Origin of the sequence: Halomonas sp. DP5Y7-2 (genome assembly GCF_019802025.1) — a bacterium.
GTDB classification, from domain to species: Bacteria; Pseudomonadota; Gammaproteobacteria; order Pseudomonadales; family Halomonadaceae; genus Halomonas; species Halomonas litopenaei_A.
Map to the genome: position 1 here is coordinate 215419 of NZ_JAHVHY010000008.1, position 23372 is coordinate 238790.

General features: G+C 62.7%; 21 protein-coding genes. 12 read left to right on the forward strand and 9 right to left on the reverse strand.

All coding sequences use genetic code 11. From position 1 onward, the window contains the following. Positions 1–61 precede the first annotated feature (61 nt). The 3 genes from KUW18_RS16430 (at position 62) to KUW18_RS16440 (ending at position 4297) form a co-directional block, all read left to right on the forward strand. On the forward strand, positions 62–1030 hold the full coding sequence (locus KUW18_RS16430) for a homoserine kinase (protein WP_206940706.1): 969 nt from the start codon (positions 62–64) through the stop codon (positions 1028–1030). Then, a complete protein-coding gene (speA, locus tag KUW18_RS16435; RefSeq protein ID WP_222561891.1) occupies positions 1027–2946 on the forward strand; it encodes a biosynthetic arginine decarboxylase in 1920 nt (639 codons plus the stop codon). The genes KUW18_RS16430 and speA overlap by 4 nt, the downstream gene beginning before the upstream one ends. 136 nt (positions 2947–3082) lie before the next feature. Next, a complete protein-coding gene (locus tag KUW18_RS16440; protein ID WP_261396745.1) occupies positions 3083–4297 on the forward strand; it encodes an alcohol dehydrogenase family protein in 1215 nt (404 codons plus the stop codon). Between the two features lie 137 nt (positions 4298–4434). Here KUW18_RS16440 and KUW18_RS16445 read toward each other — a convergent pair whose 3' ends face one another. The 5 genes from KUW18_RS16445 to KUW18_RS16465 form a co-directional block, all read right to left on the reverse strand. Then, positions 4435–5112, reverse strand: coding sequence for a fumarylacetoacetate hydrolase family protein (locus KUW18_RS16445; protein WP_222238799.1), 678 nt, complete (start codon positions 5110–5112; stop codon positions 4435–4437). 174 nt (positions 5113–5286) lie between these two features. Beyond that, positions 5287–6138, reverse strand: a complete 852-nt coding sequence (gene thpD / locus KUW18_RS16450; protein ID WP_222561964.1) for an ectoine hydroxylase — start codon at positions 6136–6138, stop codon at positions 5287–5289. 459 nt (positions 6139–6597) lie between these two features. Next, complete coding sequence (locus KUW18_RS16455) at positions 6598–8358, reverse strand: ArnT family glycosyltransferase (protein WP_222561892.1); 1761 nt, start codon at positions 8356–8358, stop codon at positions 6598–6600. Between the two features lie 81 nt (positions 8359–8439). Continuing rightward, positions 8440–8727: a lipid-A-disaccharide synthase N-terminal domain-containing protein gene (locus KUW18_RS16460; protein ID WP_222485089.1), complete on the reverse strand. Its 288-nt coding sequence runs from the start codon at positions 8725–8727 to the stop codon at positions 8440–8442. After that, positions 8724–9560 carry a glycosyltransferase family 2 protein gene (locus tag KUW18_RS16465; RefSeq protein ID WP_222163928.1) on the reverse strand — a complete coding sequence of 279 codons (837 nt, stop codon included), beginning with the start codon at positions 9558–9560 and terminating at the stop codon, positions 8724–8726. Before KUW18_RS16465 ends, KUW18_RS16460 begins: the two co-directional genes overlap by 4 nt. Before the next feature lie 356 nt (positions 9561–9916). Here KUW18_RS16465 and KUW18_RS16470 point away from each other — a divergent pair, with 356 nt between their 5' ends. From KUW18_RS16470 to KUW18_RS16480, 3 genes are all read left to right on the forward strand, one after another. After that, the gene (locus tag KUW18_RS16470; protein ID WP_222561893.1) at positions 9917–10438 is read left to right on the forward strand and encodes a GNAT family N-acetyltransferase; all 522 of its coding nucleotides are present in this window, start codon (positions 9917–9919) and stop codon (positions 10436–10438) included. Next, the gene (locus tag KUW18_RS16475) at positions 10435–11370 is read left to right on the forward strand and encodes an alpha/beta hydrolase (protein WP_222561894.1); all 936 of its coding nucleotides are present in this window, start codon (positions 10435–10437) and stop codon (positions 11368–11370) included. The genes KUW18_RS16470 and KUW18_RS16475 overlap by 4 nt, the downstream gene beginning before the upstream one ends. A gap of 132 nt (positions 11371–11502) precedes the next feature. Continuing rightward, positions 11503–12585, forward strand: a complete 1083-nt coding sequence (locus tag KUW18_RS16480; RefSeq protein WP_222561895.1) for a putative zinc-binding metallopeptidase — start codon at positions 11503–11505, stop codon at positions 12583–12585. 141 nt (positions 12586–12726) lie between these two features. Here the strand turns inward: KUW18_RS16480 and KUW18_RS16485 are convergent, their stop codons facing one another. Both KUW18_RS16485 and KUW18_RS16490 read right to left on the reverse strand, forming a co-directional pair. Next, complete coding sequence (locus tag KUW18_RS16485) at positions 12727–13713, reverse strand: alpha-E domain-containing protein (RefSeq protein ID WP_242520712.1); 987 nt, start codon at positions 13711–13713, stop codon at positions 12727–12729. 4 nt (positions 13714–13717) lie between these two features. Next, positions 13718–15175 (reverse strand): circularly permuted type 2 ATP-grasp protein, encoded by a 1458-nt coding sequence (locus KUW18_RS16490; RefSeq protein WP_206940723.1) that lies wholly within the window; start codon positions 15173–15175, stop codon positions 13718–13720. Positions 15176–15899: 724 nt separating this feature from the next. Between KUW18_RS16490 and KUW18_RS16495 the strand changes: the two genes are divergently transcribed. Together KUW18_RS16495 and KUW18_RS16500 are read left to right on the forward strand one after the other, a co-directional pair. After that, positions 15900–16841 carry a transglutaminase domain-containing protein gene (locus KUW18_RS16495; RefSeq protein WP_206940725.1) on the forward strand — a complete coding sequence of 314 codons (942 nt, stop codon included), beginning with the start codon at positions 15900–15902 and terminating at the stop codon, positions 16839–16841. A gap of 144 nt (positions 16842–16985) precedes the next feature. After that, positions 16986–17468: a phosphatidylglycerophosphatase A gene (locus KUW18_RS16500; protein WP_206940727.1), complete on the forward strand. Its 483-nt coding sequence runs from the start codon at positions 16986–16988 to the stop codon at positions 17466–17468. Between the two features lie 218 nt (positions 17469–17686). On the opposite strand, the gene KUW18_RS16505 is transcribed toward KUW18_RS16500, so the two are convergent. Continuing rightward, positions 17687–18172, reverse strand: coding sequence for a fasciclin domain-containing protein (locus tag KUW18_RS16505; protein ID WP_222561896.1), 486 nt, complete (start codon positions 18170–18172; stop codon positions 17687–17689). Between the two features lie 509 nt (positions 18173–18681). On the opposite strand from KUW18_RS16505, the gene KUW18_RS16510 reads away from it, so the two are divergent. The 3 genes from KUW18_RS16510 (at position 18682) to KUW18_RS16520 (ending at position 20923) form a co-directional block, all read left to right on the forward strand. Then, positions 18682–18966 (forward strand): hypothetical protein, encoded by a 285-nt coding sequence (locus tag KUW18_RS16510; RefSeq protein ID WP_206940731.1) that lies wholly within the window; start codon positions 18682–18684, stop codon positions 18964–18966. Continuing rightward, complete coding sequence (locus tag KUW18_RS16515) at positions 18963–19169, forward strand: hypothetical protein (RefSeq protein ID WP_206940733.1); 207 nt, start codon at positions 18963–18965, stop codon at positions 19167–19169. The genes KUW18_RS16510 and KUW18_RS16515 overlap by 4 nt, the downstream gene beginning before the upstream one ends. 293 nt (positions 19170–19462) lie before the next feature. Then, positions 19463–20923 carry a Na+/H+ antiporter family protein gene (locus KUW18_RS16520; protein WP_261396747.1) on the forward strand — a complete coding sequence of 487 codons (1461 nt, stop codon included), beginning with the start codon at positions 19463–19465 and terminating at the stop codon, positions 20921–20923. A gap of 127 nt (positions 20924–21050) precedes the next feature. On the opposite strand, the gene KUW18_RS16525 is transcribed toward KUW18_RS16520, so the two are convergent. Continuing rightward, on the reverse strand, positions 21051–21944 hold the full coding sequence (locus tag KUW18_RS16525) for a LysR family transcriptional regulator (RefSeq protein ID WP_206940734.1): 894 nt from the start codon (positions 21942–21944) through the stop codon (positions 21051–21053). Between the two features lie 165 nt (positions 21945–22109). Between KUW18_RS16525 and KUW18_RS16530 the strand changes: the two genes are divergently transcribed. Then, positions 22110–23306: a M20 aminoacylase family protein gene (locus KUW18_RS16530; RefSeq protein WP_222561897.1), complete on the forward strand. Its 1197-nt coding sequence runs from the start codon at positions 22110–22112 to the stop codon at positions 23304–23306. The last annotated feature ends 66 nt before the right edge of the window (positions 23307–23372 follow it).

Genomic DNA, 23372 nt, shown 5'->3' on the forward strand with positions numbered 1-23372 from the left:
CGTGCAACTCGTTGCCAAGTCGCTACAATAGGCGCCTTGGCAACCCCGGGCGAGACGATCCATGGCCGTATTCACTCCGCTTGAAGACTCACAGGTCTCAGGCTTTCTCAGCCGTTTTGACGTCGGCGAACTGACAAGGCTGCAAGGGGTGCCCGCAGGCACCGAAAACAGCACCTTCTTTGTCACCACCGACAGGCGAGAACTGGTGCTAACTCTGTTCGAGCAGGGTGAACACGAAGAACTGCCATTCTTCGTCGAGCTGCTGGACTTCCTCGACGAGCATCGCATCCCCGTCGCTGGCCCTATTCACGACCGCGACGGCGTCGCATTGCACGAGTTGGCGGGTCGCCCTGCGCTGCTTTTCCCGCGCCTGCCGGGCAGCCACCCCAAGGCCCCCAATACCGCTCAATGCCGGGCGCTGGGACAGGCCCTGGGCGAAATGCACCGCGTCTCGCGTCATTTCAGCGGACACCGCCCCAACCCTCGTGACATTCACTGGCTGAGCGCCATGCATCACAAGGTGCTGGTCTATCTGTCACCCGCAGACCAGGCGCTGATGCAGGATGAAGTGGATGCCTACCAGGCGGCCCTGGAAACCCTCGAGCAGCCTTTGCCCCAGGGCGCGCTGCACGGTGACCTGTTCCGCGACAACACGCTGTTCGACGGCGAGCAGCTGGGCGGCATCATCGACTTCTACAATGGTTGCACCGGTGACCTGCTGTTCGACCTGGCCATTGTCATCAATGACTGGGCCACCGATGGCGATGGCCATCTCGACCAGCAGCGCCACGATGCGCTGCTGGAGGCCTACCTCGCCGAGCGCCCCTTGACCGCCCAGGAGCGCGCGCTCTGGCCGCTGATGCTGCGCCTGACGGCGTTGCGCTATTGGCTGTCGCGCCTGCTGGTGGTGTATGTGGACCCGCCGGCCCATGACCTGACGCCCCATGACCCAGAGCAGTTCCGGCGCATCCTGCGCTCGCGCCTGGAGCATGGCGCTCTTCCCCTGCCCGACACCGAGGTTCGCTTGTGAGCCAGAAGCCGCAACCTGATGCAGCCGTGCAACGCGCCCGCCGTACCTGGAACATTGACCAGTGGGGCAGTGGCTACTTCGACGTGGATGAAGCCGGACAAGCGCTGGTGCGGCCCCTCGGCGAGGTCGAACCGGGCCCCAGCCTGCCCCTGATCGGCCTGGTCGAGCAGGTACGCAAGGCCGGTCTGCGCCTGCCGGTGCTGATCCGCTTTACCGATATTCTGCATGACCGGGTCGAGCAGCTGTGCGCGGCCTTTGATCAGGCCATGGCAGAGGAAAGCTTCACCAGCGGCTACACCGCGGTCTACCCGATCAAGGTCAATCAGCAGCGTCGCGTGGTCGAGGAAATTCTCGCCACCAACGAGCGCGGGCGCGATCGCGTGGGTCTGGAAGCAGGCAGCAAGCCAGAGCTCTTGGCGGTGCTGGCCCTGTCAGGGGATGGCCCGTCGCTGATCGTGTGCAACGGCTACAAGGACCGCGAGTACATTCGTCTGGCGTTGATGGGCGAGAAGCTCGGCCACCGGGTCTACCTGGTCGTGGAAAAGCTGTCCGAGCTACCGATGATTCTGGAAGAGGCCGAACGCCTGGGCGTGACGCCACGCATCGGGCTGCGTGCTCGGCTGTCATCCGTGGGACGTGGCAAGTGGCAGGATACCGGCGGAGAGAAGTCCAAGTTCGGCCTGACCGCTGGCCAGATCCTGGCGGTGGTCGAGCGCCTGAGCGAGGCAGGCCGCCTCGACAGCCTGCAGCTGGTTCACTTCCACCTGGGGTCCCAGATCGCCAATATCGGTGATATTCAGCGCGGCCTGCGCGAATGTGCCCGTTTCTATCAGTACCTGCACCAGCTGGGTGCCCCGGTAGACACGGTGGACGTGGGCGGCGGACTGGGTGTCGACTACGAAGGCACCCACTCGCGCAATTTCTGCTCGATCAACTACTCCATGCTCGAGTACGCCCGCAACGTGGTCTATGCCTTCAATCAGGTATGTAGCGCAGAGGACCTGCCTCAGCCGCACCTGATCAGCGAGTCGGGCCGAGCGCTGACCGCGCACCACGCCGTCCTGATCACCAACGTAATCGGCGAAGAGAGCGTGGACACCCAGCCGCCCAGCGAGCGCCGGAGCGACGACCCCGAAGTGGAAGCGCTCTGGCGTACGCTGGACTTTCTGCAGCGTGAGCCCGAGCCGCGCGGCCTGATGGAAGCCTGGCATGACCTGATTCAGGACATGGGCGATCTGCATGATCGTTTCGTGCTGGGAGCCGCCGACCTGGCAGCACGGGCCGAAGGCGAGGGCGTCTACTTTGCCGCCTGTGCCGCCCTTCGCTCACAGCTGGACCCCCGCAATCGCGCCCATCGCGAGATCCTTGATGAACTCGCCGAGAAGCTCGCGGACAAGCTGTTTGTCAACTTCTCGCTGTTTCAGTCGATGCCCGATGTCTGGGGCATCAAGCAGATCTTCCCGGTGCTGCCGCTGTGCGGACTGGACCGCGAACCCAGCCGTCGCGGCGTCATTCAGGACATCACCTGTGACAGTGACGGACGTATCGACAGCTACGTGGATGGCCAGGGGGTAGAGACCACCCTGCCCTTGCCCGAGTGGCATGAGGGGGATGAGCGCTTGCTCGGCTTCTTCATGGTGGGCGCCTACCAGGAAATTCTGGGCGATCTGCATAACCTGTTCGGTGATACCGATGCGGTGGATGCCTCACTGGATCGCGACGGCGGCTGGCGCTTGACCAACCTGCAGTGGGGTGACCGGGTGTCCGACGTGCTGGGCTACGTCAACTTCAATGCTGACGTGCTGCGCGAACGTCTGCGCGTGCAGCTCACCCGCAGCAATCTGGATCCTCGCGAGCAGCGTCACTTCCTGGATGACCTGTCCGAGGGGCTCGACGGCTACACCTATCTGGAGTAAGCCTTCCCTTGCCGCTGGGTGCCAGCCATCCCAGCCAAGCCCAGCCATCCCAGACCAGACGAGCCCCGCTCCCACTGTCTGTTGCCGCGCCCGCCGACACTCCTCGTGTCTGCGGGCGCGCTGCCTTGCGTAGCACTTGCACCCAGCCGTCAGCCATGGCGAGATAAGTCGTATTCGTCGCACCACAAGCCTCCAGGAGGATGCCGTCATCGATACCTCACGCCCTACCGATTCCAGCTCCCCTTCCTCTTCCTTCACTCCACCGCCGACCATGCTGGCCGTCGTCACCCTGGGCAATGGCGGCTACGACAAGCTGAGCTACCAGCGCGTGGCCACCCCGGAGCCGGGGCCTGGAGAGGTGCTGCTGCGGGTCCTGGCCGCCGGCATCAACAATACAGAGATCAATACCCGCCTGGGTTGGTATTCGTCCAGCGTCACGAGCGATACCCAGGCGTCATCGGACAGCGCCCAGGACGACGATTCAGGCAATAGCGACGACGGTGGCTGGAATGGGGCAACGCCCTTCCCACTGATTCAGGGTACCGATTGCTGCGGCGAGGTGGTCGCCCTGGGAGAAGACGTCGACGCCACCGAGCTGATCGGCAGGCGCGTGCTGGTGCGAGCCTGCATGCGCACCAAGGGCTTCGAGCACTGGGATTCGGTGTGGATGGCATCGGACTTCGATGGCGCGTTTGCACAGTTCGTCAAGGTGCCCGCCAGTGAGGTGTTTGCCGTCGACTGCGATTGGCGCGATGCAGAGCTTGCCACCATCCCCTGTGCCTATGGCACCGCCGAAAACATGCTGCATCGTGCAGGGGTCACGGCAGGCGACAGGCTGCTGGTGACCGGTGCCTCCGGAGGCGTCGGCTCAGCGGTCGTGCAGTTGGCCAAGCGTCGTGGCGCCCACGTCACTGCGGTAGCCAGCCAGGCCAAGCATCCGGCGATCCAGGCCTTGGGGGCCGATCGCCTGCTTGATCGTCATGATGATCTGGTATCGGTGCTGGGAGAATCCGCCATCGACGTGGCGGTGGACAATGTGGCGGGCCAAGGCTTTGGCGGCGTTCTGGAGGTGCTTGATCGAGGTGGGCGCTACGTGTCTTCCGGGGCCATCGCCGGGCCAGTGGTGGAACTCGACATGCGCAAGCTGTATCTCAAGGATATCCGCTTGATCGGTTCCACCGCCTGGGATGAGCCCGTCTTCCCCAACCTGATCGGCTACATCGAGCGCGGCGAGATTCGTCCGCTGCTGGCCGGTATCTTTCCTTTGCAGGACATCGTCGAGGCCCAGAAGAGCTTCCTCGAAAAACACCACGTCGGCAACCTGGTCCTGATACCACCCCCGCTGGATTGAACCCGCTACCTGCGGACAAGGCCCACCGTCGGGTCTGTAGGGCTGGGCGTCGCCGGCCTGAGCTCGCGCTGACCAGCGCTACTTAGCACTGATCAGCGCTCTTTAGCTCTTATCAGCCTTGGGCGAGCCTGTGCCGCCTAGCCCACCACCTTGGTCTGGAGCTGGTGGCTCTGGCCGTTGGGCAGAGACAGTTCAAAGGCCAGAGAGGCCCCCTTTTCCAGCTTGCCGACGCCAGCGGGGGTGCCGGTCAGCACCACGTCACCGGGGGCCAGGGTAAAGTGCTGGCTCATTTCGGCCAATAGCGCGGGAATCGGGAACAGCATCTGGCTCGCCATGCCGTGCTGGCGACGTTCGCCGTTCATGTCCAGGCTGAATTCGATGGCAGACCAATCCATCGGCGCCTCGACCGGAATAAAGCGTGACAGCGGGCAAGCGCCGTCAAAGCCCTTGGCGATCTCCCATGGATGCCCCTTTTTCTTCAGTGCGGACTGCACGTCACGCAGCGTCAGGTCCAACGCCAGGCCCACGCCCACTACCGCAGCTTCCGCCTGCTCCGGGGTGGCGTCACGCAGCGTCTCGCCAATCAGCAGCGCCAGCTCCGTCTCGAAGTGCACATCGCTGCGCTCGAACGGACCCTTCACGTCATCCTCAAGCGGCACGACACTGGTCGCCGGCTTGATGAACAATATCGGGGCGTCGGGCACAGGATTATCGAGCTCCCTGGCGTGTTCTGCGTAGTTACGACCGACGCAAACCACCTTGCCAAGCGGCTGTGAAAAGGTGTCGCCATCGACAAAGCTCGGGACGAGAGACATGACAGGCTCCTGAGATCAGTAGAGAGGTCACGAGCAGGCGGCAACCTGCCGCGACACTCGCAAAAAAGGCGCGCCATTGGCGCGCCTCTCGAGTCTATCCCAGCTTTTGCTGCTCCCGCGACCACTGTCACCCGTCTCCCTCAAGGATGCCAAGGTGGCTGAGGCGGCAGAACCTCAGGGCTCGAATCGACCCTCCGGCTCGTGGGCCAGGAAGTCAGGACGACGGCCTTTGGCGGCAAAGGGCTCGCCGCAGCGATTGTCCACTCGGTTGTAGACGAAGAACGCGTTGCTGCGGGGATCCGGCGACATATTGGCGTTGGATCCGTGCAGGGTATTGCAATCGAACAGCAACAGGCCGCCGGCGCTGCCCTTGGGTGCCTCGATGCCGTTGCGCTCGATCAGCTGCCGCAACGCCTCCTGGCTGGGGACACCCACCTCCTGCTTCTTCAACGACGTCTCGTGGTTGTTGTCCGGCGTCTCGCCGATGCACGGAACAAACACACGATGCGAGCCGGGGATCAGCATCAAGGGCCCGTTGAACTCGTGATTGTCGGTCAACACGATCGAGGCGCTGACCGCATTCATATCGGGCATGCCGTCCTCGGCGTGCCAGGTCTCGAAGTCCGAGTGCCAGTTGAAGCCCTTGCCTTCAAACCCTGGCTTGTAGTTGATCCGCGACTGGTGCACATAGGTCTCGCCACCCAGAATCTGACGAGCCCGGCCGACCAGGCGTTCATTGTTGGCCAGCCGCGCAAACACCTTGGACAGGTAATGCACGGCAAACAGCGAGCGGATTTCCTTGCCGCTCGGTTCCACGACGCTGTAATCCTTGCCACGGAACGCATCGTTTTCGAGCAGCGCCTTCAACTCCTCGCGCAGCAAGGCGAGCTCATCACCGGAAATGAAGTTCGGCTCGAACAGAAATCCCTTGTTCTCGAACTCATCCAACTGCTGCTGGCTCAGAGGCCCTTGTTCGGCGCTTCCCTTGATCACAGGGCCGCGACGGTCCACCCAGAGACTCTGCATCGGCTGAGGGAGCCGGGTCGGATAGCCTTCACCACTACGGTCGAGCGCCTGATAAGAGGCCTGGTTGGCGCTCTGTGTCTGCTGCTGCTTGAGATGGGCGCCACGGCGAGCGTGACGCTGTCCGTCATGTTGGCTCTGACGCGCGCGATGCGCCATGCCGCCACGACGGTTGACTGTTTGCGGATTGGACGACGTCTGCACTTCCATCCGATCACCCTCCATTGGTATTGATCAGCTTTCAGATTCGAACTCGTACCAGCGACGCAGCCAGCGAGGCATGACAATGAGAAGCCCACCTCATCGGGTCTGCGCCGCTTGCAGGGGGCCGTCTGCCCCCTGCCACAAACTACCCACCCATCGCTCTCCATGCAACCCTCTAAATGCAACTTTTGCACAAGGTTGGTTTAAGTATTGTTCGCTACCCTAGCTCGTCCGCGCAGTCACCCGCACAGTGCTTGCCTAGCGGCTGGCGTCACCGAAATATCTGCCGGCGCCATTGGCAGGCACCGAGGTCGGCGCCAGGTAGATGGGAGCAGCGAAGCGATCCGCTGGGCAGCCAGCAAAGGCTGTCCCCGGCAACAGCAGCCAGTCATGACGATTCTGGTGGCCCAGTTCGACGGCCTGGCCAAGATCTCCACAGCTCAGCGCCTCCAGATCCTTGTCCACCACCAGCATCCAGCGTTGTTCGGGGGCCTCGGCCAACCAGGCCATGGCTGTCGGCACTTCTTTCTCCAGCGGCGTCATGTCACCGAAATGCACGCTGCGAGACCGCGCATGCAGCAGGATTTCTTCATCGAAGTTCAACAGCGCGACCTCACCGTTGGGCCCCACCTCCTGAGAGACGCGAGCCATCATGTCACGGGGAGAGCGCTCCGGATCCATCCAGGCATAGCCAAAGGTGCTCCACCACCACCACAGGCAGAAGAAGAACAGCGTGATGGCCGTCATTCCACGGCGTGGCTTGAGGGCCAGCGCCAGAGCAAGGGCGATAGCGCCCAGCGCCAGCCACTCCCACCACGGTGTCACACCGTAGCGATGGGCCAGGCGCTCCAGCGGAGCGAAGCCCACCAATCCCAGGACGCCCGCCGTCGCCAGCAAGAGGGCGAAAAACACCAGGCCACCGAAGCCGGCTCGATTAGGTCCCTTTCTCCGGACCAGGGCCGGCAGCAACGGGGCCAATGCCATGACCATCAACGGCAGCGTCGGTAGCATGTAGACGCCTCGCTTGCCCGGTGAAAGCGAGAAGAACACCACGATCAGGATGACGGCGGTCAGTGGCAGCAGTACCTTGGCATCGCCGCGCTTCACCCGGCGCCACCAGTTCGGCAGCACCCAGGGCAAGGTCAGCACCAATGGCATCCAGGCCCAGGGCAGCACCTGCACGATGTAGTAGTACCAGGGCCGCAGGTGAGCCCAGGCATCGGCATAGCGCTCGCCGGTCTGCTTGAACAGAATATTGTCGCGGTAGGCCGCCAGCGCCGGATCATCGGACAACGACGTGATAAGGATCATCGGCAGCCCCCAGGCGAGCACCACCGCCAGCAGGCACGCCAGGCCTTCCACCAGGTCGCGCAGGCGCAGTGGCGTGACCCTGGCCTGTCCCTGGTGACGACCGCGCCAACTGATCACGCCCCAGACGGGCAACAGCGCCAGCGGCAGAAAGCCCACGCCTTTGGTCAGGATGCCAGCCCCCATGGCGACGAAGCCTGCCCGCCACCAGCCCCGGGCGGGTCCGAGCAAGGCGTGACGCAACACGCCGTAGGTACCCAGCGTGGTGAAAAATGTCAGCAGCATGTCGATCTGAGCGGTCTTGGCTTGCAGCACGAACTGCAACGTGGCCAGCGTCGCGATACCCGCCAGCAGACCCACCCGGGGGCCATGCAGGCGACGACACAGATCCACGATCAGACCCAGGGTGCCGAGCCCCGCCAACAGCGAGGGCAGCATGAAGCCGATACGCATGGATCCGGTCAGCCAGATGAAGAAGGCACTGGCCCACATGAAGATCGGGGGTTTGTCGGCATACAGCTCTCCGCCCCGATGAGGAATCCAGAACTCACCGGTGACCAGCATTTCCACCGCGTTGAGCGCAAAACGTGGTTCATCGGCGGGCCACGGATCCCGCCAGCCAAGGCCCAGGGCCAACAGCGCCACGGCAAAGACGACAAGGCCCAGCCACCAGCCCCAGCCGGGGCGACGGGGTAATCCCACTACGAACATGCTGCTTTCCTCAACAGGGTTCTGATCAGGCACGCTGGCCTTGAGCAGAGCACAGACACACCACCAAGGCCCGCTCGGCGACTACGCCGCCTGGCGAACGTTACGGTCACGCTGGGACGCCTTGCGCATCAGCATTAGATTGCGCAAATAGATGAACAGGCCCGCGCCCTGCCCCATGATGAACACCGGGTCACGACGGTGGATTGCATAGGCAAGCAACGTGGCCCCGCCCCCCAGGCTTAAGAACCAGAAAGCCACAGGCACGACACTGCGCCGCGCCTTCTCGCTGGCAATCCACTGCACGATAAACCGAGCGGAGAACAGCGCCTGGCCAAGAAAGCCGATCAGCAACCATAGGTTCCAGGTCATCGCATCGGCTCCAGCGTCGGCACAGCAGGCACTGATTGGTCATTGGTCGCTTGAGTCGCGATGAAGTGAGATGGAAGCGCTGTGCTATCGCTGACCCGAGGCAGGTCCAGGGCATTGTCCACGCAGCGGCAGTCCACCGGCAGGCGACTGCGTCGCTGAAGCCACATGACCCCGAGCATGTCGACGATGCCTACCCATAGCCGATTGCCGAGACCGTAGTGGGAAGCTCCCTGACCACGGGGCCGGTGATGGACTGGCCGAGCCAGGCAACGACCTCCCTGGCTGGTGATCAGGGCAGGAAGGAAGCGGTGCATATGATCGAAGTAGGGCAAGGAGGCGAATGCTGCTCGACGGATGACCTTGATGCCACAGCCGCTATCGGGATAGCCGTCGCCCAGCAAACGAGCGCGAACCGCGTTGGCCACCTTCGAGGAAAACAGCTTCAGGGAGCTATCCTGGCGACGGACTCGATGGCCGCCGACAAGGTCGGCTCGTTCGGCAATGGCGACCTGCAACAACGCAGGAATATCGGCGGGATCGTTCTGACCATCGCCATCCAGCGTGGCCAACCACTCCCCCCGCGCATGTCGGGCGGCCTGCCACAGCGCCGTGCTCTGGCCCGCACTACTGTGATGACGCAGCGGTCTAAGCGTCGGCTGTCGGTTAGCCCGGCTGACCAGTACCGTCCAACTGTCATCATCCGAACCATCGTCCACCACAATCACTTCGTGGTCATGGTCCGCCAGGGCTTGGGCAATTTCGTCGAGCAGGCCGGGCAGATTGGCCGACTCATTGTGGGCGGGGATCAGTACCGACAAGGTAACGGGCGCCATCTTGGCCTCTCCATCAGCAAGTGCAGGAGGGACAGCATGGACCGCCAACCTTAAGCGGGCCTTAATTCACCGCAACATAAGATTACATAACGCGCATATATCTATGCTTCGTCGATCGACGTCATTGACCGGGAACGCCGCCCTTCAAAACGACGACGTTATGGCACATAACCTGGCGAAAAAAAGGTCGTCATGCCAGTGGACGTCTCCTGCCACGATGCCCTGACACGCTTGACTCGATTGCCCACTCGCACCAACAGAGGTGTCCGTCTCGCCGGACAGTGGCCAGCCCTGTAGACTGCGGTCCATGCCCCTGTGGCTGGCCCAGCCAGGCGCCAGCGTTCTCGAGGATCCTTATGTTTCAGTTCAAGCAAGATGATCTGACTCACCCCGACATGGTGGCCATGATTCGCGCCCACCGCCGAGACCTGAAGCGCCTGGCGCCAGACTCTCCTCCGGAGAGCCGGCACGCACTTAGCCTGGACGAATTGAAGGGCGATGACGTCACCCTGTGGGGGCTGTGGGAGCAGGATCGACTTGTCGGCTGCGTGGCGCTGAAGGCCATTGGCCACGATCATGGCGAGATCAAGTCAATGCGCACCGCTGCGGACCAGCTGAGACGCGGTGTCGCCACGCGGATGCTTGAGCACCTGATAGCGGCTGCTTGTGAGCGCGGCTACCGACGCTTGAGCCTTGAGACGGGCTCCCAGCCTGGGTTTGCCCCGGCCCGGCGCTTCTATGCACAGCATGGCTTCGTCACCTGCGCGCCCTTCGCCGACTATGTCGTCGATCCTAACAGCGTCTACATGACCCTGGAGCTCGCTCCCCACCACCCCGGGATACCGGGCCAAGCGGTGAGAGACAAGGCCACGCCATGAGCGATAGCAACAGACACCCAGAGCCCATTCGCCAGGTGGAATTTCCTAGCCAAGGCACCCGTTGCCACGGCTGGTGGCTACCGTCGGCGTCAGCGACGCCGGACAGCGGTGCCCTGGTGGTCATGGCCCATGGCCTTGGCGGCACCGTCGAGGGCGGCTTGATGCCCTACGCCATGGCGCTCCAGCAGGCGGACCACAGCGTGCTCGCCTTCGACTATCGCCATTTCGGACGCTCCGCTGGGGAACCGCGCCAGCTGCTCGGCATTCGCCGTCAGCAGCAGGACTACCTCGCGGCCATCGATCATGCGCGCAGCCTCGAACCGCTCCGTCCGCTGGTGCTATGGGGGACGTCATTTTCCTCCGCCCACGTCCTCCAGCTGGCGGCACGGCGTCGGGATATCGCCGCCGTCATCGCCATGAATCCCATGCTGGACGGCCAGGCCTCATCACTGGTGAAGCTGAAGGACGAAGGGATAGGGACCTTCCTGCGCATGACCGGCGCGGGCCTTGCCGACTTGATACGCGGCAGCCTCGGGCGGTCCCCACACTATATCCCGCTGGCAGGTGAGTCGGGCACGCTGGCCGCACTCACCGCACCCGATGCGCTGGAAGGCATTCAGCGCTTTGCCGGTGACGATTTCGACAACCGCATTGCCCCGCGTGCGCTGCTGGCGCTGGGACTCTATCGGCCCGTCAAGGTCGCCCACCGGCTGTCCTGTCCGCTGCTGCTGCAACTTTGCCTCCGCGATAGCGTGACGCCGATTGCCCCCGGCTACCGACTGGCCGACAGCCTCAAGGACCGGGTCACCCTCAAGACCTACGACACCGGCCACTTCGCGATCTACGAGGCCCCCTGGCAACCCCGCCTCGCCGAGGACCAGGCGAACTTTCTGGCGCGTTTATGCCAAGGGCCGTCTCAACGCTTCGGCTGATGCCGGTGAGCGAGCCAGCCTGGCGCAGGGGACAGGTCTGACCATCCGTTGAGCACACTCAACACAGCGCTGACCACTAGGCTGGCTATACTAGCGGCAACTGATGTATTGCCGTTGATCGAGGACGCCTCAATGCGCCACTACCCCTGTCACCGCTGCGACAATCGGCTGTTCTTCGATAACACCCAATGCCTGGTCTGCGCGACGGAGGTGGGCTGGTGTCCGGGATGCAATGCCCTGGTCGCCATGGAGCGGCAAGCTAACGGGCGCTACCGCTGTGTCGACGACGGCTGTGGCACCCTGCTGGTCAAGTGTCATAACTATGCAGTGGAAGGGGTGTGCAATCGCATGCTCACGGCCCAGGAGGCCGACCAGGGGATAACCCTGTGTGACTGCTGCCGCCACAACCGGGCCATTCCGGACCTGTCCATCGAAGGCCATCGCGAGCGCTGGGCCAAGCTCGAGAGTGCCAAGCGACGCCTGTTCTATACCCTTGATCTGCTGGGGCTTCCCCATGAGGTCAGCCCAGACAAGGCAGACCCGCCATTATCCTTTTCGTTCCTGGCGGACGAACTACCGGTGGAGGGAGGATGGCACAGCAGCGAAGAAGGCATGCCGGTGTTTACCGGGCACGCCGGCGGTCACATCACCATCAACGTCAAGGAGGCCGATGATGTCGAACGCGAACGCCTGCGCACCGACTTCAATGAGGCTCATCGGACGCTGATCGGGCATTTCCGACACGAGATCGGTCACTACTATTGGGAGCTGCTGATCAAGGGGAGAGTCGAAGACGCCTGCATCGCCGTCTTTGGTGACCATCGCCACCCCAGCTACAGCGACGCCCTCGAGCGCCACTACCAGCAGGGCCCACCTGCAGACTGGCGAGAGCACCATCTGTCCGCCTACGCCACCATGCACCCCTGGGAGGATTTCGCCGAGACCTTCGGCTTCTACCTCGACATGGTGGCGATCCTCGATACCGCCGGACACTTCGGCATCACCCCCACCGGCTTTGACGAGGACCTGGACGCCATGCTCTACACCTTTGGCCGCTTGAGCCTGGGCTTCAATGAAATGAACCGCGAGATGGGGCTGCTCGATCTGGTCCCGGAAGTGATTACGCCGACCATTGCCGCCAAGCTGCGCTACGTCCACGAGATGGTACTGTCTGCCCGCCATGCAGACGCCGCGTCGCAGCAAACGCTTGCCTGACCCCTTTACCGTCAGCAAGCGACAGCAGGCATGGAAGGCCATACGGGTGATGGCGGACGTCAACGACTCGACCGCTCAGGATTCCGCCATGGCGCCGACAGCGGGTCGGCGCATGGCGTAGCTACCGTTCGCGACGTCCCGCTATTCCTCGTTGGCCACCGTCGCCAGCGCCACTTCTTCCAGGTCATCCAGCGTCGGAAAGTACGTGCGGGCAATGGCGGCATGCAGCTCTGCAACGCCCTGCTGCAGGGTGTCGATGAACTCGTGCAGCGCCTCGGGAGAACGAACCAGCGCCAGCACGTCGGCCTCGGCCACATCGGCATGAACCAGCGTCGCGGTGGCCAATGCCCTGTCATGCCGCGGCAGCGAGCGCAGCGCACGCATGCTGTCCTTCAGACTGCGCGACACCGAGCGTGGAAACTTGCCGTCCTGCACCAGAAAACGCAGTACGTCGGTTGCTCTTACCCGACAGCGCACGTGCTGGCGATACATCTGGTAGGCGGTCAGTGACTTCAGCACACTCATCCACTGCAGGTGCTCGAAGGGCCGAATCTCATCACTGTCTCGCTGCAGCAGGTTGGCCGAACGCACATCAATGATGCGGGTGATCATGTCGGCACGCTCCAGCTGGCGACCCAACATCATGAAGGTCCGCGGACCGCCGTAGCTCAGGGTCCCTTCGATCAGGCCAATCAATGTCTGGCAGCCACGAATCACCAGCTTGAGAAAGACCTCGCGACGGCCAGGCCCCAACCCGGCATCAGCCTGGGCGCTGGCATTCATGTAGAGCTGGTTGATCTCTTCCCAGACTTCCCGGGGCACCACGTCCCGGGTAGTCCTCAGGTTTTCCCGGGCCTGAGCCAGGGCGGACAGAATCGACCCGGAGTAGCGCCGGTCAGCACACAGAAACTGGATGACGTTGCGGTCATTGGGCTCATCGTAAAGGGTGGAAAAAAGCTCCCCGCCTCCGGTGATATCGACCATCGCCGCCCATCCCAGCGGCTGTCGATAGGGCATGTCGAGCATCAGGTGGCTGGAGACATTGATCAGGCGCGCGGTGTCCTCGGCCCGTTCGATATAGCGGGCCATCCAATACAGGTTCTCGGCGACTCTTGAAAGCATCAGCATGGTCTCAGTCCTCCCCCGTCTCGACGATCCAGGTGTCCTTGCTACCCCCGCCCTGGGACGAGTTGACCACCAGCGACCCCTTTACCAGCGCAACACGGGTCAAGCCGCCGGTGGTGACATAGGCACCATCCTGGCCAGACAGGATGAAGGGCCGAAGATCGACGTGGCGAGGCTCAGGCCGACCGTCGAACAGGGTCGGCGTGGTCGACAGGTTGAGCATGGGCTGGGCCATGTAGTTGCGCGGGTCCTGCTGGATCAACTTGGCGAAGGCGTCGCGTTCCGCCTGGGAGGCCTGAGGGCCCATCAGCATGCCGTAGCCGCCTGACTCGTTGGCCGGCTTTACCACCAGTTCATGCAGGTGCTCCAGCACGTAGCGCCGATCCTCCTCAAGCATGCAGAGGTAGCTCGGTACGTTCGGCAGCAAGGCATCCTGGTCCAGGTAGTACTTGATCAGCTGCGGCACGAAGGCATAGACGACCTTGTCATCGGCCACCCCGGCCCCGGGGGCATTGGCCAGTGCCACCTTGCCGCTGCGCCAGGCCCGCATCAGTCCCGGCACCCCCAATACAGAGTCGGCACGGAAGGCCTCCGGGTCGAGGAAGGCATCATCGATACGCCGATAGATGACGTCTACCCGGGTTAGCCCCTGTACCGTGCGCATGTAGACCACATCGTCATCATCGACGACAAGGTCAGAGCCCTGGACCAGCTGCACCCCCATCTGCTGCGCCAGATAGGCATGCTCGTAGTAGGCAGAGTTGTAGATCCCCGGCGTCAGCACCACCACTTGCGGGTCGTCCCAGGGACGAGGCGACATGCCGGCCAGCATGTCGTAAAGCTGGGGCACATAATCGTCCACGGGAAGAATCTTGCCCGAGGCAAACAGCTCCGGCAGCACGCGCTTGGTCACGTTGCGGTTCTCGAGCATGTACGAGACGCCGGAGGGGATTCGCAGGTTATCTTCCAGCACGTAGATCGTGCCGTCCCCACCGCGCACCAGGTCGGACCCACAAATGTGTGCCCAGACGCCGTGGGGCGGGTCGATACCGACACACTGGGGACGAAAGTTGACCGACTGCGCCAGCACATCGGCGGGCAAGACCCCATCCTTGATGACCTTCTGGTCATGGTAGAGGTCGTCGATAAACAGGTTGAGCGCCTCGACGCGCTGCTTCAGGCCGGCTTCGGTACGCCGCCATTCATCGGCGGGAATGATCCTGGGTACGATATCGAAGGGCCAGGCCCGATCGATCATGCTGCCTTCCGAGTACACCGTGAAGGTGATGCCCATGGTTCTGATGGCAATCTCTGCCGCCGTCTTGCGCTCAGCCAGCTCATCCGGCGCAAATCCCTCCAGCACGTCGCACAGCATCTTGGCCGCGTCCCGCGGCATCCCGGGCATGGCCACCAGTTCATCGTAGAACCCAGCGCAGTTGTACTGCTGCCAATCCACATGGCTCATCGGCACACCCTCTTGTTATCAACAGCGGTCTACCCTGCTATGCCTTCGTCCACCGGGGCATCCTGCACCGGATCGTGATGCACCAGACTGGCGTACATCCCATCGACATATCGGGGTCCCCTACCTGCTGTATAGCAAGGTCTGTACCAGAACACAGAAAATCTGCCGTATCGGACACAGGTAAGTTAGCCGCCGGGACAATCGGCACCGCAACGGACACATGGCGACGCATGCGTCACGCCCCTGGCAGGCTGCTGGCTCGTCCTCGGGGCACTTCTGCCGACGCGCGCACCAGGACAGTGCGTCACGACGGGCTGACGCCGGCCTCTCCAACCTCAACAGGATGTGGATGCTTTGTCGCCGCCAAAGGGGTGTGGATGGTTTGGCCACGAGAGTTTGGTCTGGAGAGCTTGGTCAGGAAAGCGAGCCAAGCTCATGGACCCACCTGCAGATATTTGCCGGGAGTCCTGAGGGGTGAGGTTCTGAGGGTATAAGGTTACAGTGCAGCCCAACGGGCATACGGCGGACTTGAGCCGATGCCCAGCCTGGGGTACATCTTGATCACAGCGCCACAGGTGCTGTATCCCTTCGTCATCAGGAGACACATCGCACTCATCATGTCCTCGTATGCCGGGACCGCAGGACGGTCCATCCTTGGCCATGACGTGCCTGCCAGCCGGCGCTGCGTCATGCGGGTATCAGGCCCTCGCTCGGGCACTGCAAGATGAACTATTACCTGCGCCATACCACCCGCTATCGCTATAGCGAGATCGTGACGCTCAGCGAGAACGAAGCCTGTCTGTCCCCTCGGGTGCTGGGCTGGCAACAGGTGGCCTTCGCGCGCCTGTCCACATCGCCCCTGACTCCGCTGCACCAGCAACGCTGCGATGCCTTTGGCAACCGTATCAACCTGTTTGCCATCGACACGCCGCACCAGGTGCTGGAAGTAACTCTGGAAGCGCGGATCACCACCTCCCCACGGCCCCAGCCCCCTGCCAATGCCATGTCCTGGGAAACCTGCCGCGACCTGCTGGCAACACCTGGCACCACAAGCTACTGGGAAGCTCAGCCATTTCTCGAAAACTCGGCCTATATCGAGCGTCGTCCACTGCTGGCGGCGTGGGTGGAGGCCTGCTTTCCCCCTGGCGGCGACCTGGTGGAGTGTGTGGATGCCCTTAATCGCCGTATCTATGACGAGTTCTACTACGACAGTCAGTTCAGCAACCTGGAAACCACGCCGTCGCAGGTATTGGTAGAGCGTCGCGGGGTCTGCCAGGATTTTGCCCATCTTGCGATCGCCGCCTTGCGCTCCATCGGCCTGGCCGCTCGTTACGTCAGCGGCTACCTGGAGACCAGTCCGCCTCCTGGGCAGCCCCGCCTGCTAGGGGCAGACGCCTCACATGCCTGGTTCGCGGTGCTGATACCGGGGTGGGGCTGGCTGGACCTCGACCCCACCAACGGTGTGCGCGTTGGCGAGCGTCACTTGCTGCTGGGTTGGGGCCGAGACTATGACGACGTAGCGCCGATCAAGGGCGTCGTGACCGGTGGCGGCCGGCAACAGCTTGAGGTCGAAGTCGATGTCCTGCCCATCGCCAGCGACCCGGACGCCAGCGCCGGGGGTCATGGGGACAATAGCGACAGCATGGACGAGCCGCTGGCCAGCTGAAACGGCACGGCCCGAGCCGCTAGCACTTGGAGCCTGAGCGTTACACCACACTGGGATGTTCGCATTGCGTTCCTGCTCGCCAATCGCCACTATCGGCGTCTTGGCGCCTGACGATTCCCTGGGGCGCACTGCTGGAGAGGTGTCATGCAGGACCTGCTGATCTGGATCGCCACAGGCTTCGGGCTAGGCCACTCGCCCTGGGCCCCCGGAACCGTCGGAACCTTGATCGGCATTCCCGTGGCCTGGTACTTGCTGCGGCTGCCGCCGGCACGACGGCTTGCGATCGCGCTGTTGCTGATCCTGACCGCCGTTCCCATCTGCCACTTTGCCTCGCTGTGGCTGGGAGGCGGCGATCTCTCCCAGATCGTACTGGATGAGTGGGTAGCCCTACCGCTGGTAGTTCTGGCCTTCTCGCGCCACCGCCGCCGGATCATGCTGCCGCTCGGATACCTGCTGTTTCGTCTGTTCGATATTTCCAAGCTATCCCCCGTGCGGGAGATCGAAGGCATCGGCGGCGGCCTGGGCATTGTCGCGGATGATGTCATGGCCGCCGTCTATGCGGCCCTGACTCTGGCCCTGCTGGTACGACTGACACGCCGTTACTGGCGCACCGACAGCCCTCGCTAAGGAAGCGCTGAAGTCATCAGCCTAGCGGCGCAAGGCCCACGCAGCGCTGATCCCGGAGCCTATGCGGTATAGGTGAGGAGATCGAGCAGCGCGTAACGCAGCGAAGCGGCGGAATTCATGCAGTGTTTCCCTACGCCTGTTCATGACAAAAAAAAGCCGCCCTGAAGGGCGGCAAGACGGGACAGGATTCGATCGAAACCTATTAGTCAGTCCAGAACTCACTCCGGAATCAGCACGGCATCAATGATGTGGATGACACCATTGCTTGCCTGAATGTCACGCTCTACCAGCGTCGCGTTGCCTACCTGCCAATCACCATCCTGCTCCTCGACCGACATTTCGGTGCCCTGCAGGGTGGTGACAACATTGCTGTCGCCTGGCTGCCACGCGCCATCCACAAGATGATAGGAAACAACTTCGACCAGGCGACGATGCTGAGTCTTGTCGTCGCTTAGCCAATCGTCGAGGCGGCCCTCGGGCAGCGCGTCGAAGGCTTCCTGTGTCGCCGCGAAGACCGTCATCTCCCCTTCCTCGCTCATGCGCTCGTCCAGGTCGGACGCCTCCACCGCAGTAGCAAATGTCGTCAGGCGCTCATCGTCCTGAATCACCTGCCACAGCGTGTCGCCCTCAGCCGCTGCTGCGCTGGTGCACACTGCCGAGGCGCTGAACAGCAACCCGGCGGCCAAAAGTCCCTTTGCCTTCATGCTCCTTCCTCCTGACATCATGCCTTCGGTGGACCTGTCGGCTCGTGGCACCGGAGCCCTTCCCACCAGGGCTTCTCAACCTGCGTTCCGTAAACCTGGCTCCTTAAACCGGAGCTCCTGAAACCTGGCTCCTTAAACCAAGGACCCGTAAACCAAGTCCCCGTAAACCAGAGCCCTGTAAACCAAGGCCATCTGCACCACTCAGAACACCGAGGCGGTATGTAACAACACCATGTACAAAAACTAGACCAGATAAATATATCGTACAAGTATTTTTCTACCCGACGCTTTCCCCTCACCCTATCCATCAAAACGTCACAAAGAGGCGTCATCATGCTGCGTCGAAAGAAACGTCGGCGACGCCACAGCGCAAGCGCACCCCGTATAAGCTATACACAACTTGCACAAAATAGAAATACATGACAACCTTGTACATGACGCTGCAAGGGGTAGGCCAGCAAGGCAGCGAGCCACCGCTTGCAGCGTAACCTCGCAAGGAGCGATGAAAGATGACGCGCCAAGGAGGGCGCCAGATGTACTACCCCATCACATGCACACTGTGCGGCCATGACCAGGCCACCCTTATTCCGGCATCCGTTTCGCAGCGCAATGACTGGGATGAACTCCGCTGCGTCGAGTGTGACGAGTTCCACGCCACCGTTGCCGATTGGGAGCAGCGTCAGACACCGGACTATCTGCGATTTCTCAACAAGTCTCGCAGCCTGATGATGGCCATCCGCAGAGAGCAACATGGCCAACACCGCAGTGCTGTCGCACAGGAGTGCAGCGCATGATTACCGTTGCTCTAGACCTCAACTGCAGCATCTGCGGTCACAGCCGCTTCACTCTTCCTGTTGGTCGCGACGACGGTGACAGCGTGCACTGCGCCAACTGTACCGCCTACAAGTGCAAGGCCATGGACCTGGAACGGGCGCTCATGGCGACGACACCACCTCCCCCTCAGCCCATGCCCAGCCCAGCGGCGGCCATGGCCTGAGACATTGACACGCCACCGCGTCCTGGCGATGTTGCGCCGCCCCATCAGGGCGGCGCTTTTTATTGGCATGGTGAATCACCGGTCTGGCAAGTACCTGAAATAGCACCTGACATGACAGGAGGCTTGCAGGGTTAGACGCCTGGCGAGCGGTGTCTTGAGGTATGATCTTGGCGCCAGTGACGTTTGCCGCTGCCAGCACACTGAGAGGTGAGCAGCGTCAAACCCGCGTCGCATCCCTCACTGGCCGCCCCGAAACCACCTGGACACATGGCTCAGACTGAGCCGGAGACACCATGCCCGACAACGCAATTCCGGCGGCCTCAGCGCGCCGTCAAGACAGCCGCGCCCAGGCGCTTCCTATCCTCGTGGTGTGCGCCGCGCTGTACGGCATCAGCCTGGCAGCCGGCTATCACATCAACGCGGTAGTGCTGACCATTCTCAGCATGATCATCCTTTGCCTGCTGAGGATTCCCGTGGCCATTGCCTTGATCAGTGCGGCCATGCTCGGCGCACTGCATGCGGGGATGCCGATGACCGACGCCATCGGCGCGTTCAACGACAATCTGCTGGTAGGCGCTCAGGTCGGTCTGACCTATGTGATGATCGGCGCCTTCGCCGTTGCGCTGTCCCGCAGTGGCCTGCTGGAGCTGCTGGCCGATGCCATTTCATCGCGACTTGGCAGTCACGAGGAAGGCACTCGGCGCGGCGTCAAATGGACGCTGTTCGGGCTATTCATCGTGGCCTCGCTGATGTCCCAGAATCTGGTGCCGGTGCATATCGCCTTTATCCCGATCTTGATCCCACCGCTGCTTGGTGTGCTGGACCGTCTCAAGGTCGACCGCCGCGCCGTAGCCTGCATTCTGGCGTGCTCTATCAGCGCCAGCTACCTGCTGCTACCCACCGGATTTGGCGCCATTTTCCTCAACGAGATCCTGCTGGCCAACGTCAACAGCGTGGGCGCTGCACACGGCCTGACAGCGACTGCCGACATGGCGCCCAAGGCCATGGCCTTACCCGTGCTGGGACTGGTCGCAGGGCTGCTGGTGGCAGTCTTCATCAGCTACCGCAGGCCGCGGGACTACGCCACTCCTGACGCCTCCGTCGCGATCACCCGGCCGACCGCCCCCTCGCGGCTGAAGCCCCTTCAGCTCATAATCACGCTGGCGGCGCTGGCCGTGGCACTGGTCTTTCAGCTTAGCTTTGATTCACTGCTGATCGGAGCCATGGTGGGCTTCCTGATTCTGACCCTTGGCGGCATCTTCCGCTGGCAGGAGCAGGACGACGTGTTCACCGATGGGCTGCGAATGATGGCTCAGATCGCCGTCATCATCACCATCGCCTCAGGCTTCGCCGGCGTACTGACCGCGACGGGGGAAATCGACGCCCTGGTCAGCGCCTCGGCAGCGTTGATTGGCGGCAACATGGCGGTGGGCGCAGCGGTCATGCTGATCGTCGGTCTGTTCATTACCATCGGCTTTGGCGATTCCTTTGCCAGCGTGCCCATCCTGGCCCCGATCTATCTGCCGCTGGCGCTGACGCTGGGCTTTGACCCGCTGGCGGCCATTGCCCTGCTGGGCGCTTCTGCCGCCCTCGGCGATGCCGGCTCGCCTGCGTCCACCATTACCCTTGGGGCCACGGCCGGCTTGAACGCCGACGGCCAGCACGACCATATTCGGGACAGCGTCATCCCCACCTTCCTGCACTGCAACCTCGGTATGCTGGTCTTTGCCTGGGTCGCGGCGATGGTGCTCTGACGCTCACTGGGCAGCGACCCAGCTGGATAGGACGGCGTCCCCGTGACGCGGACGCCGTCTGCTGCAGATCCCAGGCCTGCTGTTGTCACCAAGGTTCCCGCCGGCAGAGGGAGGAGCTGAGCGGTAATCAACGACTCAGTGCCAGGGATTCGGCAACGTCGATCAGCCGACGCACCGCCGGCAGGCTGGCGTCTCGCCGCCACACCAGCATCAACGGCAAGACCATGTCGAGGTCATCCAGCGCGATGCTGACGACGCCCTCCGGCGCCCCCGTCATGGTCATCTCCGGCATGATGGTACAGCCCATACCAGCCGCCACCAGGCATAGCATGGTCGCATTGTCGGTCCCTTCCTGAACCACATGCGGGGTAAAGCCGCGCCGCTGAAACGCATGGATGAGTTTGTCGTGGTAGACCGGCGTCGCGCTTCGCTCGAACCAGATGAAATCCTCGCCGGTCAGTTCAGCCAGTGTCTTCGGCGGGTGCCGCGCCAGCCGGGAACCTTTGCTCACGACCAGCACCAGTCGATCTTCATACAGGCAGTGGCTGTCGAGCTGATCATCGTCCTGTGGGGGGAAGAACAGCATGCCTGCATCCAGCTGATGATGCCGAAGCGCCTCCACCTGTGGGGCAGACAGCAGTGACTGCACCTTCAGGCTGACATCTGGGTAGCTCTGACGAAACTGATTGAGCAGCCTGACAATCTGCGGCACCCACAGGTGCATGACCGTCACGCCCAAGCGCAGCTGACCAAGCTGGCCATCGGCGATACGCCGCGCATCGTGCTTGGCCGTCTCGAACTCCCGTAGTAGCCGCCTCGCCTCTCGGTGAAACGCACTGCCGGCCGCCGTGAGGCTGACACCGTGACGCGAACGCTCCAGCAACGTTGCCCCTACCGACTCCTCCAGCAGCCTGAGTTGCCGCGTCAGGGCGGGCTGGGCCAGCGGAATCTCCCGGGCAGCGCGGGAGATCGAGCCCTCCTCGACCACCGCCAGGAAATAGCGCAATTGCTTGAAGTCCATGCTCGCCTCCTCGTGGCCCAGCCACCGGCGCCGACGCCCCCAGGGGCATGCCAGACACCCGACATCCATACAATAAAAGCATGGTAATAGAAAAATAATAATATTTTATCTATAAAAAGCCGCCGACCATGATGGTGAACATCATTCACACATCTGCGGCATCCCATGACCCTGACTATCGACACCTCGTTCTTCGACGATCAACTGCAAAGCCTGACGGAACTACGCCATCATTTTCACCGCCACCCCGAGCTCGGGTTCAAGGAGCACGCCACCTCGGCGCGGGTCTGTGAAGAGCTTGAACGCCTGGATATTCCCTACGAACAGGGACTGGGCGGTACGGGTGTGGTCGCCACCATCAAGGGCCTGGCGGCGGACAACGGGCGTCGCATCGGACTGCGTGCGGACATGGATGCGCTGCCGATCCAGGAGGCCAGCGACCACGCTCATGCCTCCGAAGTCCCCGGCATCATGCACGCCTGTGGGCATGATGGTCATACCACCATGCTGATTGGTGCCGCGCGTTACCTGGCTCGCCACCGCGACTTTTCCGGCATCGTCTACCTGGTCTTCCAGCCGGCAGAAGAGGGCCTGGGTGGCGGACGCGAAATGGTCAAGGACGGCCTGTTCGAGCGCTACCCCATGGACGCGATCTACGGCCTGCACAACTGGCCCGCCCTGCCCAGAGGCCAAGTCGCGATCCGCCCCGGCCCGATCATGGCTGCGACCGACCGCCTCGACATTTGCGTCCGTGGCAAGGGCGGCCATGGTGGCGTGAACCCTCATCTCTCCATCGACCCGGTGCGCATGGCCGGTGCCCTCATTCAGGCATTGCACAGTGTGGTATCGCGAGATGCCGACCCGCTGTCGCCTGCCGCCCTTAGCCTGTGCGGGATCAAGGGCGGAGAACTCGATGGCTTCGCCATCATTCCCGATGAGGTCCGCCTGAGCGGCACCGTCCGCACCCTCGACCTGGCCACACAGGACCGCATTGCCGACGCCATCGCCCGTACCTGCGACGGTGTCGCAGCCACCTACGGGGGCCAGATCGAGGTCGACCATCAGCGCATTTTCCCCGCCACCATCAATCACCCCGAGGCCACTCAGCATGTCATCGATACGGCCCGCGAGGTGCTCGGTGAATCGGCGCTGGAGCAAGAGGTAGCCCCAAGCCTGGGGGGTGAGGATTTCGCCTTCATGCTGGAGCAGTGCCCTGGTGCCTACTTCTTCCTGGGCAGCGCCGACACGCCGGACACTCCGCCGTTGCACAACGCTCGCTACGACTTCAACGACGCCATCATTCCTACCGGCAGCCAACTGCTGGTCGCCATCGCGCTCGAAGGACTGGCCAAGGCCTCCTGACCCGATCGCCGCTGGCCGGTCACAGCTGGCCGATCACAGCTGACGCCCGCAGGGATATCAGCTGGC